Genomic DNA, 17952 nt, shown 5'->3' with positions numbered 1-17952 from the left:
ATCGGTATTCGTCCAACGTCTAAGACGACGGTTACAGGCGTTGAAATGTTCCGCAAGCTTTTAGATCAAGGTCAAGCGGGTGATAATATAGGAGCTCTGCTACGTGGTGTTGACCGTGAAGGGATTGAGCGTGGTCAAGTATTGGCAAAGCCAGGATCCGTTACGCCTCATACACGTTTTAAAGCAGAAGCTTACATTTTGACAAAGGATGAAGGTGGACGTCATACACCATTTTTCACGAATTATCGTCCTCAGTTTTACTTCCGTACGACGGATGTTACAGGTATTGTTACGCTTCCAGAAGGAACGGAAATGGTTATGCCAGGTGACAATGTTGCGATGGATGTTTCGTTGATCGTTCCGATAGCGATGGAAGAGAAACTTCGTTTTGCTATTCGTGAAGGTGGTCGTACTGTTGGTGCCGGTATCGTCTCTAAGATCATTGAATAAATAATGCTTGTTAAAGGGGTGTTAAAAGTGTTTTAGTTTTGAGAGTTAGGGGTATAGCTCAGTTGGTAGAGCGGCGGTCTCCAAAACCGCAGGTCGCGGGTTCAAGTCCTGCTGCCCCTGCCAAAGAGGGATTTTACATATAAGGGAGTGGATTTTGCTGCCTTTTTCGCTTTTTTTGATATGGGGCTTGTTTTTTTGTGTGTGAAACGGTATTGAATAGAAAGTAAGGAAATTGCATAAGTCTGAAAGTTGGCTTTTGCGTTTTTTTCCTGTTTATTTTGTTCTATAAAACACAATGGGACTAGAGAGAGTATAGTGTGACGATGGCATCTAAAACCAATCCGATTACCTTTTTGAAGCAGGTTTATGCAGAAACAATTAAAGTGAAATGGCCTACACGTCGTGAGACGGTTATTTCTACTATTATGGTTTTGTTGGTAACTGCATTGGCTTCAGCTTTCTTTTTTATTGTGGATCAGGTTATGCATTTTGGTGTTTGGCGGGTTATTGATCTTCTGAAATATCTTTTTAGTTGAGAATGTAAGGAAGTGTGACTGTGGCAGCTCGTTGGTATATTGTTCAGGCATATTCAAATTTTGAAAAGAAAGTAGCGGAAGCTATTGATAAGGAGGCAAAGCAAAAGGGACTTGATCATCTTTTTGAAAAGATTTTTGTTCCAACAGAGCGTGTTGTAGAGGTTCGTCGTGGACGCAAAGTTGATACTGAGCGAAAATTTTTTCCTGGTTATGTTCTTGTTCGTGCTGAGTTAACAGATGAAGTTTATCATCTTATTAAGAATACGCCTAAAGTGACAGGTTTTTTAGGGTCGGATGCGCGTCCTGTTCCTATTTCTGATCGAGAGGTTGAACAAATTCTCAAACAAGTTCAGGAAAGGGTTGAGTCTCCAAAGTCCTCTGTATTGTTTGAGGTTGGAGAGCAAGTTCGCGTTGCTGATGGTCCTTTTGTTTCGTTTAATGGAATTGTTCAAGAGGTTGAAGAAGAGCGCTCTCGTCTTAAGGTTGAAGTGCTTATTTTTGGGCGTCCTACGCCTGTTGATTTGGAATTTGGTCAGGTTGAAAAACTCTGATTAAACTTAGAGTAGTTTTAATTACTTTAAGGAAGGAGTGGGAGGTGATTTATAGCTTTTGTCGGCTTAATGATCCGAACCACGTGACTGCAAGCGGGTAACGGGCAAGATGAATTGTCAGTATACCAGTGAAATTAAGGGCAGATTGTTATGGCAAAAAAAAGTATAGGTCAGCTTAAGTTGCAGGTTCCTGCAGGAGCTGCTACTCCATCTCCACCAATTGGTCCAGCTCTTGGGCAGCGTGGTATTAATATCATGGAATTTTGTAAGGCGTTTAATGCAGCGACACAAGAAATGGAAAAGGGGGCACCGATTCCAGTTGTTATTACGTATTACCAAGATAAGTCTTTCACCTTTTCTCTCAAGACGCCTCCTGTATCCTTCTTTTTAAAGAAGGAAGCAAACCTGAAATCTGGCTCAAAAGAGCCTGGTAAAGTGTCTGTAGGAAGCATTTCTCGCGATAAAATTCGTTCGATTGCGGAATCAAAGATGAAAGATCTTAATGCGAATGACATTGAGGCAGCAATGCGTATGGTTGAAGGTTCTGCTCGCTCGATGGGCTTGGAAGTGGTGGGCTAATATTATGGCAAAAGTAGCAAAAAGAATAAAAAATATCCGAAAAGATATTGATTTTAATGAACTCTACGCTTTAAAAGATGCCGTTTCAATGGTTAAGGAGCGTGCCGTTGCTAAGTTTGATGAAACAATCGAAATTTCAATGAACTTGGGTGTTGATCCTCGTCATGCTGATCAAATGGTTCGAGGCGTTGCTCATTTGCCTAATGGAACAGGGAGAAATATTCGTGTTGCCGTTTTTGCTCGTGGGGATAAGGCTGAGGAAGCTAAGGCGGCAGGAGCTGATATTGTGGGTGCCGAAGATTTATTTGAAAGCGTTAATAGAGGGACTATAGATTTTGATCGTTGTATTGCAACGCCAGACATGATGCCTCTTGTTGGTCGTCTTGGTAAGATTCTTGGTCCACGGAGTTTGATGCCGAATCCGAAAGTTGGTACTGTAACACTTGATGTCGCCGGTGCTGTCAAAGCTTCTAAAGGTGGTGCTGTTGAGTTTCGCGTGGAAAAAGCTGGTATTGTGCATGCTGGTATTGGTAAGGCTTCTTTTGGTGTTGAAAAAATCGTAGAAAATATAAAAGCCTTTGCAAGTGCAGTTATTAAAGCCAAGCCGCAAGGTGCAAAAGGTGAGTATATTAAGCGCGTTGCTGTTTCGTCGACTATGGGAATTGGTGTTAAAGTTGATCCAGCAACGGTTCGTTCAGAGCTAGTATAAGCTGATTTATAATTTTGTTTTGGGGTATGGGAATATCAAAATTGTATTTAAAATGCTGATTTTGATCAGCTCGCTATCTAAGCTTTATAGGGCTTAGGTTGTACCGGGAGAAATTCCGGAATATCCTGTCCGAGATTGTAGGTGATGCTTTTAAGTATCTTAATCAAAAAAACCTGCATGAGACTGGGGTAAAAACTGAGAGTTAAAAGACTTAAAGGGTTTGAGCCAAGGTTGCCTTTGAACGCTGTGCGTGAAAAAGGGGACAGGATCCTCATCGGTGACATGAAGTATTTTATGTTATCAAAGGTAACCAACAGGTTTGTTTTAAGCAAATCTGTTAAATGGAGAGAGACAGTGAATAGAGCGGAAAAACGCGAATTTGTTACATGGCTTAACGAGGCTTTTCGGAAGTCTGGTTCTGTTGTTGTTGCACATTATTCCGGTCTGACAGTTTCACAGATGAATGATCTGCGTTCGAAAATGGGTGAAGCTGGCGGTGCCGTTAAGGTCGCCAAAAACCGTCTTGCTAAAATCGCTCTTCAGGGCACGGAATCTGAATCGATAGTGGGTTTGTTTACTGGACAAACACTTATTGCTTATTCAGAAGATCCAATCACAGCACCGAAAGTTGCTGTTGATTTTGCGAAAAGCAATGACAAATTTGTCATACTTGGCGGTTCAATGGGTGCAACAAGTTTAACTGTAGATGCTGTGAAGTCATTGGCTTCATTGCCTTCATTAAACGAGTTGCGTGCAAAACTTGTGGGTATGATTTCTACCCCTGCGACCCGTATTGCACAGGTTGTTAATGCCCCTGCTGGTCAGGTTGCACGTGTCATTGGAGCATATGCTCAGGAGGATAAGGCGGCTTAAGGCTGTTTGTATTCACGTTTATGGAAGAGCTTTAATGCTTTTCTGTTTTTTTGAATAAGATTTAATAATGGTTCAAATCTTTTAATTGAAGGAATTTAAAAATGGCTGATCTAGAGAAGATCGTAGAAGACCTTTCTAATCTAACCCTTTTGGAAGCCGCTGAGCTTTCTAAGTTACTTGAAGAAAAGTGGGGAGTTTCGGCTGCTGCTCCTGTAGCTGTAGCTGCTGTTGCTGGTTCTGCTGCTCCAGCTGCTGAAGAAAAAACAGAATTTGATGTTATTCTTGTTGAAGGTGGCGCACAAAAAATTAATGTTATTAAGGAAGTTCGTGCTCTTACTGGACTTGGTCTTAAAGAAGCTAAAGATCTGGTTGAAGGTGCACCTAAGCCTATTAAAGAGGCTGCTTCTAAAGAAGAAGCAGAAAAAATTAAATCTCAACTTGAAGCTGCCGGTGCTAAGGTGGAACTTAAGTAAATTTAATTTTATCGGCGGGCATTTATGTTCGCCGATTTTCTTTCTCTTAATACAAAGAGGGAAAATAATGAGTAAAAAACTTTTCCCAATGGTTTCGTAACAGGAATGGGATAGGTTTGGATTACTTACCCCTTCATCATAGAGTCAAAGAGATAAATGGCTTATGTTGGTGGGGAAAGTTAATGATGCTCATTATTGAGTGTCAAGTGAACTGGTCTGCATATGCAGGTTAATGGTATAAGGCTTTCAAGGTTGGTCTACCTTGAAGAGTAAAGATCAAGGAGCGACGATGGCTCAGACTCACGCAATGATGTCTCAATTCAATGGTCGTAAGCGCGTACGGAAATTTTTTGGTAAGATTCCTGAAGTAGCAGAAATGCCGAATCTTATTGAGGTTCAAAAAGCCTCATACGATCAATTTCTCATGGTTGAGGAACCGAAAGGTGGGCGACCAGATGAAGGTTTGCAAGCTGTTTTTAAATCGGTTTTTCCTATTTCAGATTTTTCCGGTACAGCTATGCTTGAGTTTGTAGGTTATGAATTTGATTTACCAAAATTTGATGTTGAAGAGTGCCGTCAACGTGATTTAACTTATGCTGCCCCATTAAAGGTCATATTGCGTTTGATTGTTTTTGATGTTGATGAGGATACTGGCTCCAAAGATATCAAAGACATTAAAGAGCAAGGCGTTTATATGGGCGATATGCCTTTAATGACGACGAATGGTACCTTTATTGTTAATGGTACGGAGCGTGTTATTGTTTCTCAGATGCATCGTTCTCCTGGTGTCTTTTTTGACCATGATAAAGGAAAGTCCCATTCATCAGGAAAGCTTCTTTTTGCTGCTCGTGTTATTCCGTATCGTGGTTCTTGGCTTGATATTGAGTTTGATGCTAAGGACATCATTTATGCGCGTATTGATCGACGGCGCAAGATTCCTGTTACTAGTCTTTTGATGGCATTAGGTATGGATGCGTCGGATATTTTATCGACGTTTTATGATAAAGTGACTTATGAGCGTGATGGAGAAGGATGGCGAGTTCCTTATTCTGTGGATCGCTTTAAAGGAATGAAGCTCATTTCTGACCTTATAGATGCAGATAGTGGTGAAGTCGTTGCGGAGGCTGGTAAAAAATTAACAGTTCGTACTGCGAAGTCTTTGGTAGAAAAAGGACTTAAAGCGGTTAAAGTTAGTGAAGATGATTTATTAGGTTGTTATCTAGCCGAAGATATCGTCAATTACGAAACAGGTGAAATCTACCTTGAAGCTGGTGATGAAATTGACGAAAAAGTATTAAAAGTTCTGCTCGATGTTAGTGCTGATCAAGTCAATATTCTTGATATTGATCACATGAATATTGGCGCTTACATCCGCAATACTTTGAAGGTGGATAAAAATGAAAGTCGGCAGGATGCGTTATTTGATATTTACCGGGTGATGCGTCCAGGTGAACCTCCAACAATCGATACAGCAGAAGCAATGTTCCATTCATTGTTTTTTGATCCAGAGCGTTATGATCTTTCAGCTGTCGGGCGTGTTAAGATGAATTTACGTATGGATCTTGATTGTCCAGACACAGTTCGCATTTTACGCCAAGAGGATATTCTTGCTGTTGTTAAGATGTTGGTTGAATTGCGTGATGGACGTGGTGAAATTGATGATATTGATAATCTTGGCAACCGTCGCGTTCGTTCCGTCGGGGAGTTGATGGAAAATCAATATCGCATTGGTCTTCTTCGTATGGAACGTGCGATAAAAGAGCGTATGTCATCGGTTGAAATTGATACAGTTATGCCACAGGATTTGATCAATGCAAAGCCTGCGGCAGCAGCAGTCCGTGAATTTTTTGGGTCTTCACAATTGTCGCAGTTTATGGATCAAACCAATCCATTGTCAGAAATTACCCATAAGCGCCGTCTTTCTGCTCTTGGTCCAGGTGGTTTGACTCGTGAACGTGCGGGTTTTGAAGTCCGTGACGTACATCCTACGCATTATGGTCGTATTTGTCCGATTGAAACACCAGAAGGCCCCAATATTGGTCTGATTAACTCCTTAGCAACATTTGCGCGAGTTAACAAATATGGCTTTATTGAAAGCCCATATCGAAAAATTATTGATGGAAAAGTCACAAAAGAAGTTATTTATCTTTCAGCGATGGAAGAAGCAAAGCATTATGTCGCTCAGGCTAATTCTTCATTAGATAACGAAGGTCGTTTTATAGAAGAGTTTGTTGTTTGCCGTCATGCTGGTGAAGTTTTAATGGCGCCGCGTGATCATGTTGATTTGATGGATGTTTCACCAAAACAGTTGGTTTCAGTTGCAGCAGCGCTTATTCCTTTTTTGGAAAATGATGATGCGAATCGTGCGCTTATGGGATCGAACATGCAGCGTCAAGCAGTTCCTCTTGTACGCGCTGAAGCGCCATTTGTTGGGACGGGAATGGAATCTATTGTTGCGCGCGATTCAGGAGCTGCTGTGAGTGCAAAACGTAGTGGTGTTGTTGATCAAGTCGATGCTACCCGTATTGTTATCCGTGCAACAGAAGATTTAGATCCTTCAAAATCAGGCGTTGATATTTACCGCTTACAGAAATTTCAGCGTTCTAATCAGTCCACTTGTATTAATCAGCGTCCTCTTGTACATGTCGGTGATAGGGTAGAGAAAGGTGATATCATTGCAGATGGTCCATCCACGGATCTTGGTGATTTGGCTCTTGGGCGGAATGTTCTCGTAGCCTTTATGCCTTGGAATGGATACAATTATGAAGATTCTATTTTGTTATCCGAGCGCATTGTTGCTGATGATGTGTTTACTTCAATTCATATCGAGGAATTTGAAGTTGCGGCACGCGATACAAAACTTGGACCTGAGGAAATTACGCGCGACATTCCTAATGTTGCGGAAGAAGCGTTAAGAAATCTTGATGAAGCTGGCATTATTTATATTGGTGCTGAAGTTCAACCAGGTGATATTTTAGTTGGAAAGATTACCCCGAAAGGTGAAAGTCCCATGACGCCGGAAGAAAAGCTTCTGCGTGCAATTTTTGGGGAAAAGGCATCCGATGTTCGTGATACTTCTATGCGTATGCCTCCTGGGACTTTTGGTACTGTTGTTGAAGTTCGCGTTTTTAATCGCCATGGCGTGGAAAAAGATGAACGTGCGATGGCAATTGAGCGTGAAGAAATTGAGCGTTTAGCAAAAGACCGTGATGATGAACAGTCTATTCTTGATCGCAATGTTTATGCGCGCCTCACCGATATGTTGACAGGTAAAGTTGCTGTAGAAGGTCCGAAAGGCTTTTCGGGTAGTAAAAAGCTTGATAGTACAGTAATGGGGCATTATCCGCGATCCCAGTGGTGGCAATTTGCTGTTGAGGATGAAAAGCTTCAAAATGAAATTGAAGCTTTGCGCAAGCAATATGATGAATCAAAAGAAGCATTACAACGTCGCTTTATGGATAAGGTTGAAAAGGTCCAAAGAGGTGATGAAATGCCTCCTGGTGTCATGAAAATGGTGAAAGTTTTTGTGGCTGTGAAGCGCAAAATCCAACCAGGTGACAAGATGGCGGGACGTCACGGGAATAAGGGTGTTGTTTCACGTATTCTTCCCGTAGAAGATATGCCATTTCTTGAAGATGGGACCCATGCTGATATCGTCTTGAATCCGCTGGGTGTGCCTAGTCGTATGAATGTTGGACAAATTCTTGAAACGCATCTTGGTTGGGCATGTGCGGGGATGGGCAAGAAGATTGGTGCTTTGTTAGAGTTATATCAAGAGACTGGGGATATATTGCCGTTGCGTCAGCGTATTGAAAATCTTATGCCTGATGATAATCATAATGAACCAGTTCGTCAGTATGATAATGAAAGCCTTTACAAATTGGCATTGCAGATGAAGAAAGGGGTTTCAATTGCAACGCCTGTTTTTGATGGAGCACATGAGTCTGATATTAACATGATGCTGGAAGACGCAGGCTTAGATAGTTCAGGGCAGGTTACGCTTTATGATGGTCGTACTGGGGAGCCTTTTGATCGTCCAGTAACGGTGGGATATATTTACATGTTGAAATTGCATCACCTTGTTGATGATAAGATTCATGCGCGTTCTATTGGTCCCTATTCACTTGTTACGCAGCAGCCATTAGGAGGTAAGGCACAATTTGGTGGTCAGCGTTTTGGTGAAATGGAGGTATGGGCGCTTGAAGCTTATGGTGCTGCATACACTTTGCAGGAGATGCTAACAGTAAAATCAGATGATGTGGCTGGTCGAACAAAAGTCTATGAGGCAATTGTGCGTGGTGATGATACATTTGAGGCAGGTATACCCGAAAGCTTTAATGTGTTGGTAAAAGAAATGCGCTCACTTGCTCTTAATGTGGAGCTTGATGATGCGCGTGAACTTATTGCACAGCGGGCATTGTCTGATACGGCAGAATAATAATTCAAGGAGCGCACTAGAAAAAGGCTGCGCTCTTATTACTTTAAGAGGCTCAATAACCTTATTAAGGCTATACAGGTCATTTTTAAAAGTAAATGTATTTTAAAGAAGATCTGTTATAAAATAAATGAGATATTACAACAGGTTCTAAGAATCTTTGAAGGAGAACAGCATGAACCACGAGGTCATGAATCTTTTCAATCCTCAAGCGCCAGCGCAGACATTTGACTCTATTCGTATTTCTATTGCGAGTCCTGAGAAAATTTTGTCCTGGTCGTATGGTGAGATTAAGAAGCCTGAGACGATTAATTATCGGACTTTTAAACCAGAACGTGATGGTCTTTTTTGTGCACGTATATTTGGCCCTATTAAGGACTATGAATGTCTATGTGGCAAATATAAACGCATGAAGTATAAGGGCATTATTTGTGAAAAATGTGGTGTAGAGGTTACTCTTTCGCGCGTACGTCGTGAGCGTATGGGGCATATTGAACTTGCGGCACCCGTTGCGCATATATGGTTTCTTAAATCATTACCAGGCCGTATTTCTACACTTTTAGATTTAACTTTAAAAGATATTGAACGGGTTCTTTATTTTGAGAATTATATTGTAACCGAACCAGGGTTAACATCTCTTAAGCTCCATCAGCTTCTTTCTGAAGAAGAATATATGCTTGCTATTGATGAATTTGGAGAAGATCAGTTTACAGCTATGATTGGCGCTGAAGCTATTTACGAGCTTTTAGCTAGTATGGAGTTAGATAAAATCGCTAATGATTTGCGTCTTGAATTAGCTGAAACAACTTCAGAGTTAAAGCAGAAAAAATTGATTAAACGACTTAAAATCGTTGAAAATTTTCTTGAATCTGGAAATAAGCCAGAGTGGATGATTATGAAAACAATTCCGGTTATTCCACCGGACTTGCGTCCATTGGTTCCGCTTGATGGTGGGCGTTTTGCGACATCAGATCTGAATGATCTTTATCGGCGTGTTATTAATCGTAATAACCGCTTGAAACGGCTGATTGAATTGCGTGCTCCTGGAATTATCGTACGCAATGAAAAGCGTATGGTACAAGAAGCTGTTGATGCATTGTTTGATAATGGACGGCGTGGGCGTGTGATTACTGGAGCCAATAAACGTCCTCTTAAGTCTTTATCAGATATGTTGAAGGGCAAGCAAGGGCGTTTTCGTCAGAACTTACTTGGGAAGCGTGTTGATTACTCGGGGCGTTCTGTTATCGTGACGGGTCCTGAATTAAAATTGCATCAATGTGGTCTTCCCAAAAAAATGGCTCTTGAATTATTTAAGCCTTTTATTTATGCGCGGCTTGATGCAAAAGGCTATTCATCAACGGTAAAGCAGGCAAAGAAGCTTGTTGAAAAAGAACATCCAGAAGTTTGGGATATCTTGGATGAGGTTATTCGTGAACACCCTGTTTTACTCAACCGCGCGCCAACATTGCACCGTTTGGGGATTCAGGCTTTTGAACCTATCTTAATTGAGGGAAAAGCTATACAGCTACATCCATTGGTGTGTACTGCTTTTAATGCAGATTTTGATGGTGATCAGATGGCGGTTCACGTGCCGCTTTCTCTTGAAGCACAGCTTGAAGCCCGTGTTTTGATGATGTCCACCAATAATATTCTTCATCCGGCAAATGGTGCTCCCATTATTGTTCCCTCACAGGATATGGTTCTTGGTCTTTATTATCTTTCAATTGTTTCTGAAAAAGAACCAGGTGAAGGAATGGCCTTTTCTGATATAGGTGAGCTTCATTATGCCTTGGAAAATAAGGTTATAACGCTTCATACGAAGATTAAAGGCCGTGTTAAGAATATGGGGAAGGATGGAAAAGAAGTCTCTAAACTTTATGATACGACACCTGGTCGTTTGATTATCGGTGAGCTTTTGCCAAAAAGTGCGGATATCTCATTTGATATTGTCAATCAAGAGATGACGAAAAAGAACATTTCTAAAATGATTGATCATGTTTATCGGCACTGTGGACAAAAAGAGACGGTTATTTTTTGTGACCGTATTATGCAGCTTGGCTTTTCTTATGCTTGTCGTGCAGGAATTTCATTCGGTAAGGACGATATGGTTATTCCTGATAGTAAGTCGCGTTTAGTCGCAGAAACAGAAGCTTTGGCTAAGGAGTACGAACAGCAATATAATGATGGTTTGATTACACAAGGTGAAAAATACAATAAGGTTGTAGATGCTTGGGGTAAATGTACAGATCGCGTCGCAGATGAAATGATGAAACGTATTCAAGCTGTGGATTTTGATCCTAAAACAGGTCGTCAACGGCCGATGAATTCTATCTATATGATGTCGCACTCTGGTGCTCGTGGTTCTGCTAACCAGATGAGACAATTGGCCGGTATGCGTGGATTAATGGCAAAACCATCGGGTGAAATTATTGAAACACCCATTATTTCAAATTTTAAAGAAGGTCTAACTGTTAATGAATACTTCAATTCCACGCATGGTGCACGTAAAGGACTTGCTGATACTGCGTTAAAGACGGCGAACTCTGGTTATTTAACACGGCGTCTTGTTGATGTTGCACAGGATGCTATTATTTCAGCAGTTGATTGTGGTACCGCAAAAGGGCTTACCATGCAGCCGATTGTTGATGCAGGACAAATTGTTGCCTCCCTTGGGCAAAGAATTCTTGGTCGTACAGCGCTTGTTGATATTCTACATCCTGTCTCTGGAGAGGTTATCCTTGAAGGTGGAGCAATGATTGAGGAAGCTGATGTCGCGAAGATTGAAGCAGCTGGGATTCAATCTGTTCAAATTCGTTCTGCATTAACATGTGAAACACGTCTTGGTGTTTGTGCAAAATGCTATGGTCGTGATTTGGCGCGTGGAACACCTGTTAATCAGGGAGAAGCGGTTGGTGTTATTGCTGCTCAATCCATTGGTGAGCCGGGAACACAGCTTACTATGCGTACTTTTCACTTAGGAGGAACTGCGCAGGTTGTTGATTCATCGTATTTAGAGGCATCTTATGAAGGTAAGGTGGAAATTCGTAATCGTAATGTAGTTCGTAATTCTGAAGGCCATTTGGTTGTTATGGGGCGTAATATGGCTATCCTTATCAAGGATGAGTTAGGAAAAGAGCGCGTTGTACATCGTGTTAGCTATGGTGCTCATATTTTTGTTGATGATGGTGATGTGGTTAAACGTGGCCAACGTATAGCAGAATGGGATCCTTATACACGTCCAATTTTAACGGAAGTTGAAGGCTATGTGGGTTTTGAAGATATGATTGATGGTTTATCTGTCACTGAAACAGCTGATGAATCTACGGGTATTACGAAGCGTTTGGTGATTGATTGGCGCGCTAATCCACGTGGTGCGGATCTTAAACCAGCTATTATTATTCACACGGATAAAGAAGGTGAATCCATTGCTAAATTGTATAAGGGAGGTGAAGCCCGTTATATGATGTCAGTGGAAACTATTCTTTCTGTTGAGCTTGGTGCTCATGTTAAGGCTGGTGATGTTATTGCTCGTTTGCCAATGGAAAGTGCCAAGACGAAAGATATTACGGGTGGTCTTCCTCGTGTGGCTGAGCTTTTTGAAGCGCGTCGTCCAAAGGATCATGCGATTATTGCTGAAGTAAGTGGTACAATTCGATTTGGCCGTGGTTATAAGAATAAACGTCGTATCATTATTGAACCAAATGATGAAACTCTTGAGGCAGTAGAATACTTGATTCCAAAAGGTAAGTTGTTCCACTTCCAAGAAGGCGATCAAATTGAAAAGGGAGATTATATCCTTGATGGTAATCCAGCACCTCATGACATCTTGGCGATTAAGGGGGTTGAAGCTTTGGCATCTTATCTTGTTAATGAGATTCAGGAGGTTTATCGTCTGCAGGGAGTTCTTATTAATGATAAGCACATTGAAGTGATTGTTCGTCAAATGTTGCAAAAAGTTGAAATTACTGAATCTGGAGATTCTGGTTATATTCCAGGTGATAATGTTGATCGTATTGAACTTGATGAAATCAATGATAATTTGATTGCAGAAGGGAAGAAACCTGCATCTGGTAATCCCATTCTTCTTGGAATTACAAAAGCTTCTCTTCAAACACCTTCTTTCATTTCGGCGGCATCGTTTCAGGAAACAACACGTGTTCTTACTGAAGCAGCAGTTTCTGGTAAAATTGATACTTTGCAAGGACTTAAAGAGAACGTTATTGTCGGTCGTCTTATTCCAGCAGGTACGGGTGGTACAATTTCTCAAATCCGTCGTATTGCTGCAGTTCGTGATGATTTGATTGTAGATGAGCAGCGTAAGTCTAGTAATAACGAAGTGGCTAAGGCTATGTTGACAAATATGACAACCGGGGCCGTTACTGAATAATTTAAATACAACACCACATAATATAAAAACGTCTGAATAGAAAGTTCAGACGTTTTTTATTTCGAAATGCAGAAGTTGTATATTTTCTTGAAAAATATCAAAAATTATAAGGCGATAGTTATTTTAAACATCTTTAGTAGCTTATTATTTTGTAATGATGCTTATCTTTTTTGTTACTTTATTTTAAAGTTTCTTAATTTCTAAAAGCAGTATAGAATTTTTCCAAAATATGTGAAACTCAAAAATCATATTCAAGGAAAAGAGTTGATTATCTACAAATCAAATAAGATTGATTTTGAACTTTAGGAAAATTTTTGATTGATATCTTCTATAAAAATTTAAAAGGACTTATGATGAAAGATCAAGAGTCTTTTCTATAATCTAAAAAATAATTGATTCTCTACTATACAATGTTTGTGAATGTATTTTCTTCTAAATTAGAATGCAGAAAAGTAGAGATTAAGGTGCTCACTAAGTTTTATAAAAAATAGACATATTTCTTATAACAATGTGATCTATGCAGACAGAATAATAAAATGTACGAATATTATTCAATTGGAAAATTAACACGTGAGTTTTCAATAATAGCTCGAACTTTGCTATGAAGAAGAGGGACTTCTTATCCCTTTTCGGTGTGGAAGTACACGGCTTTATACATAAACGGATCGTCATAAGTTAAAACAAATCCTGTATGCTAACAGAGTAAAATTTTCGTTGTCTGAAATATCTGATATGTTGACAATGGTTGGAAAACCACCTGATGATGAGAAAAAGCTTAAGAAATTAATTGCAGGAATTCATAAAAAACGAACTGATTTAAAGCAGATGCAGCATGATGTTGATGATCTTCTACAGGATTTAGAACGAATTGAAGAGAGTTTTTTTGAGAGCTTAGCGGAGTTGGGGGGTAGTCATTGATTATAAATTTATTTTGTCTTCTTTTAGACTAATTTCTTTCTCTTAAAAGAGATAGATTATACCGTCTCTAAGGGGAATATTTACCACTGCGTGAAATGTGTAAGTCATTTAAAGAAATAGAGTGTTTGAAAAAGCTGCAAAGGTATTTTCGCAGTATATTATTCTTGATAAGAAAAAACTATTTTTCATAAAGAAAGTAAAAACAATGACAGTTTCTCCTATGAGTGTTTTTCAATCTATATTGTCACGAAAGTCAATTCGCGCTTTTACTGATCAGCCAGTTAGTTTGGAAACAATCAAAGAAATCTTAAAACTTGCAGCACGTGCACCATCTGGAACAAATATTCAGCCATGGCAAGTAATTGTGCTTACAGGAAGTGTATTACAGAAAGTAGGGCAAGAGCTTTCACAACTTGTGCTTTCAGGTGTAAAAGGAGAGCGTGAATATAGTTATTATCCACGTCAGTGGCGTGAGCCCTATATTTCAAGGCGTCGAAAAGTTGGTTTGGATCTTTATCAGAGTCTTGGAATTCAAAAAGGTGATGAAGAAAAAATACTTCATCAAAAGGCGCGAAATTTTTTATTTTTTGATGCACCTGTAGGACTCTTATTTACAATGGATCACGACATGGAAATGGGGAGTTGGCTTGATTTGGGTATGTTTATGCAGACCATTATGTTAGCTGCACGTGGATTTGGATTAGATACCTGTCCTCAAGCTGCTTTTGCTGATTATCATAAACAGATTCGTACGCTTTTATCTATTCCTTCTGATCGCCATATTATCTGTGGTATGGCACTTGGTTATCGCGATATGAGTGCTCCAGAAAACAATTTTGAGACAGAACGAGAATCGTTAGAAAAATTTGTACGTTTCATTGAAACATACCCATAAAATATTTTATACAATTAAGCATATGTTTTGAAGAACTTAGTGCATTATGAAAAATATTTCCGATAAGATTTCTCATCCTTATTGAATTTTAATATTGCATATTAACACTTATTTTACTACGTTTGGAGCATTGGGAGTGGTGACTCTAGGGGCATTGTTCGTTTTAAAGGTTGGCTAATGGAAAACACTATAGAAAGAAAGTGTTGGGTGGTAGCAAGACGAGCGACATTCGTGTTTATTGTTGTCATTTTTTTAGTTTATCTCGCAATTTGATTTTAAGCGGAAGAAACGTTATGAAAAAGCATATATGCTCAAGCTGTACTATAGTTTAAGGTGATACGTGTTTCTATCTGTTTTTGAACTTTTTAAAATTGGGATTGGTCCTTCTAGCTCACATACGATGGGACCAATGACTGCTGCTAATATGTTTTTGCAAAAGATAGGGGATTTTTCTCAGTCGTCTGATGTTCAAGTTTCTCGTATACGTGTTTATCTTTATGGTTCTTTAGCTTTCACGGGTATTGGTCATGCAACAGATAGAGCTATCATATTAGGACTTTTAGGAGAAAAAGCTTCTACTGTTGATCCTGATAGCATGGGGTTTTTGTTAGAAAAAGTTATACGTGAAAAAAAAGTGCAACCAGAAGGTCATCCCGCTTATCAGTTTGATGTGCAACGTGATCTTATTTTTGAACGAAAGCAAATCCTCCCTGGACATACAAATGGACTATCCTTTGAAGGACTTGATACTGATGGGAATGTTCTGTTGCGGCAGATTTATTATTCTATCGGTGGTGGCTTTGTTGTGACTGAGGATGAATTAAGCCATATGAATGATAATATACAACCAGAAGCATTTGAGGTACCATATCCATTCGATTCTGCTTGTACAATGTTATCAATGGCAGAAAAATCAGGACTTTCAATTGCTGAAATGAAGCGCTTAAATGAAGAAACAAAGATAGAGCGTTCTTCTCTTGATGTAGGGCTTGATGAAATTTTTTCAGCGATGACAAATTGCATTGATAGAGGTCTTTCACAAGAAGGTGAGTTGCCTGGTGGATTGCGTGTTCTAAGGCGCGCTAAAAAGCTGCATGAAACGCTTTTGGAAAAACAAAAGAAAAATTACAATTATCCACTTTGGGCAAATGATTGGCTTTCGGTGTATGCTATAGCAGTCAATGAGGAAAATGCAGCAGGTGGTCGTGTTGTTACAGCACCAACAAATGGAGCAGCCGGTGTCGTCCCAGCCGTTTTGCGTTATTATCTTCAGTTTAATGATGATTCAGATCGAGAGGGAATACATAATTTTCTATTAACGGCAGCAGCTATAGGCGGTGTTATCAAACATAATGCCTCTATTTCTGGTGCAGAAGTTGGGTGTCAAGGTGAAGTTGGAACGGCATCTTCAATGGCCGCAGCAGGGTTGACCGCAGCGTTAGGTGGAACACCAGCTCAAATTGAAAATGCGGCAGAAATTGCGCTTGAACATCACTTGGGAATGACATGTGATCCTGTTGCAGGTCTTGTACAAGTGCCTTGTATTGAGCGTAATGCAATGGGAGCTGTTAAGGCGGTAACGGCTTCTTCTCTTGCATTATATGGTAATGGAGATCATTTTGTTTCTCTTGATGCTTGTATAGAAACAATGCGCCAGACTGGTCATGATATGAGTGAACGCTATAAAGAGACAAGTAAAGGTGGTCTTGCAGTCAATGCGATATCTTGTTAAGAGCTGGAACATTTTTCAATCCATAACTGGACTTTTTGGAGAGAGATCGTATTTCCTAATAAAGCTTATGTTTTTTGTTCCTTATAAATCAAAATTCCACTTTAATGCAGCAGTAGTTTGAAATAAATCTGAGATGATTCAGTGTTTTCTTAACGAATAATAGGTGTTGCATGCAAGCTTGGAGGGGAGAGTGTTGTACATCTGTTTGATTTGTCTCTAAAGTGGGGAAAAAGTGTAATTTGGAAAAAATAAGAAAGCGTAAAGTAAAATTAGTGATCAATCTGCCATTATTTTTAGCTGGGTTTTATGGCTTTAAAAAGTTTCCATAGCCATATATCTTTTAAGTAATGGAAGATTATGCCTGAGTATCCAAGAAAAATTTGTTTTAAGTCTGAATAATTATGATGAAGAAAGTAGAATTTTAAAGGTTTTAATTTTTTAAAAGTGAAGTTTTTTTCTACCTAGTATGGTAAAAAATGCCTTAAAAAAACACTAATTTACAATAATTAAGAGATATATTGGAAATATCTTTTTTATTTATAAATTTTGTACCGACAAAAAAATTAAAATAAATAATAACGTATACATTAAGAAATATTTATAAAAATTCTCATGAGAATAGAATGCAAACGATAGAACATTGTCGTGTTACGCGTTCGTGAGTTCGTTTTAAAAAAATATCTCTCAGGCCTCCCCCCAAGCTCATTTCGCGATGGCACCTGTGAATGATATAACGGTAAATCCATTGAGCTGTCTCTATCTTTATGCTTAATAAAAAGAAGTACGCTGGCATGGTTACACACTTTACCAGAGCCCCCCTCTGTACAGGGGGACTAAAGCACTTGGCATTTGAAACGGTTCATTATAGGCATTTTTAGTCTTTTTGGGACAGTTTCACGCTACACACTAATCTCGCTCATAACATGCAAGAGACGGGTTTGATTGATTCAACATAAACAGATTTTAAATGAGAGAATCTTACGATATTCGAGATTCTCATCTAACAAACAAAATAATTAATTATCTTTATAAATCAGTATCTTGCATATGAATAATATAATGTAAGTTTTCCATGAATGGTATAAAATCTATAGAGTATTAGCATCTTTATTTATAAAGGGAGAAAACCAGCACTATCATCCTTTTTTCAACTTTCAATATTACAAAAGATCCTAGTACTTGAAATGATTCATAAGGGATACTTTGATTCCTTTTGTAAATGCTTTATATGTCAATTTTGCTCGTGATGAGCAAGCGAGCGATTTTGACTGATTCAATATAAGAAGTAAAATAAGAGTATTTTACGAAAATCTCTTGTTCAATATGCAAAAAATAAATTATAATTATAAATTAAAATCTTATGGGAATCGTTATCATAATATTTAATCTGATAATTTATTTACGTTTTTTCATC

Annotated in this window: 12 protein-coding genes and 1 tRNA gene; all 13 read left to right on the top strand. The window is 39.2% G+C overall.

From position 1 onward, the window contains the following. A partial coding sequence (locus ACFIMA_RS05085) for an EF-Tu/IF-2/RF-3 family GTPase (protein WP_375693159.1) occupies nt 1-450 on the top strand: 450 nt, incomplete at its 5' end. A gap of 47 nt (nt 451-497) precedes the next feature. Next, nucleotides 498-573: transfer RNA gene (locus ACFIMA_RS05080), tRNA-Trp, on the top strand. A gap of 200 nt (nt 574-773) precedes the next feature. Next, the gene (gene secE / locus ACFIMA_RS05075; RefSeq protein ID WP_273790652.1) at nt 774-986 is read left to right on the top strand and encodes a preprotein translocase subunit SecE; all 213 of its coding nucleotides are present in this window, start codon (nt 774-776) and stop codon (nt 984-986) included. A 20-nt stretch (nt 987-1006) separates the two neighbouring features. Then, nucleotides 1007-1537: a transcription termination/antitermination protein NusG gene (nusG, locus tag ACFIMA_RS05070; RefSeq protein WP_273790740.1), complete on the top strand. Its 531-nt coding sequence runs from the start codon at nt 1007-1009 to the stop codon at nt 1535-1537. 150 nt (nt 1538-1687) lie between these two features. Next, the gene (gene rplK, locus ACFIMA_RS05065; RefSeq protein ID WP_273723157.1) at nt 1688-2116 is read left to right on the top strand and encodes a 50S ribosomal protein L11; all 429 of its coding nucleotides are present in this window, start codon (nt 1688-1690) and stop codon (nt 2114-2116) included. Between the two features lie 4 nt (nt 2117-2120). Continuing rightward, complete coding sequence (gene rplA / locus ACFIMA_RS05060) at nt 2121-2825, top strand: 50S ribosomal protein L1 (RefSeq protein ID WP_375613460.1); 705 nt, start codon at nt 2121-2123, stop codon at nt 2823-2825. Between the two features lie 354 nt (nt 2826-3179). Continuing rightward, nucleotides 3180-3698, top strand: coding sequence for a 50S ribosomal protein L10 (gene rplJ, locus ACFIMA_RS05055; protein ID WP_012755027.1), 519 nt, complete (start codon nt 3180-3182; stop codon nt 3696-3698). A gap of 101 nt (nt 3699-3799) precedes the next feature. Beyond that, nucleotides 3800-4171, top strand: a complete 372-nt coding sequence (rplL, locus tag ACFIMA_RS05050; protein ID WP_375668467.1) for a 50S ribosomal protein L7/L12 — start codon at nt 3800-3802, stop codon at nt 4169-4171. Between the two features lie 289 nt (nt 4172-4460). Further along, complete coding sequence (gene rpoB / locus ACFIMA_RS05045; RefSeq protein ID WP_375612113.1) at nt 4461-8609, top strand: DNA-directed RNA polymerase subunit beta; 4149 nt, start codon at nt 4461-4463, stop codon at nt 8607-8609. 172 nt (nt 8610-8781) lie between these two features. Then, complete coding sequence (gene rpoC, locus ACFIMA_RS05040) at nt 8782-12993, top strand: DNA-directed RNA polymerase subunit beta' (protein ID WP_375612114.1); 4212 nt, start codon at nt 8782-8784, stop codon at nt 12991-12993. Between the two features lie 714 nt (nt 12994-13707). Then, nucleotides 13708-13911 (top strand): hypothetical protein, encoded by a 204-nt coding sequence (locus ACFIMA_RS05035; RefSeq protein ID WP_375613464.1) that lies wholly within the window; start codon nt 13708-13710, stop codon nt 13909-13911. Between the two features lie 205 nt (nt 13912-14116). Then, nucleotides 14117-14806, top strand: a complete 690-nt coding sequence (locus ACFIMA_RS05030) for a nitroreductase (RefSeq protein WP_375612167.1) — start codon at nt 14117-14119, stop codon at nt 14804-14806. Nucleotides 14807-15146: 340 nt separating this feature from the next. Next, nucleotides 15147-16538 (top strand): L-serine ammonia-lyase, encoded by a 1392-nt coding sequence (locus ACFIMA_RS05025; RefSeq protein WP_375693158.1) that lies wholly within the window; start codon nt 15147-15149, stop codon nt 16536-16538. Nucleotides 16539-17952 lie beyond the last annotated feature (1414 nt).

The sequence above is a fragment of the Bartonella sp. AP88HLJMH genome, from assembly GCF_042195605.1.
Lineage (GTDB): Bacteria > Pseudomonadota > Alphaproteobacteria > Rhizobiales > Rhizobiaceae > Bartonella.
Note: the sequence above shows the minus strand (reverse complement) of the source record. Positions and strands in the feature narration are given on the sequence as shown.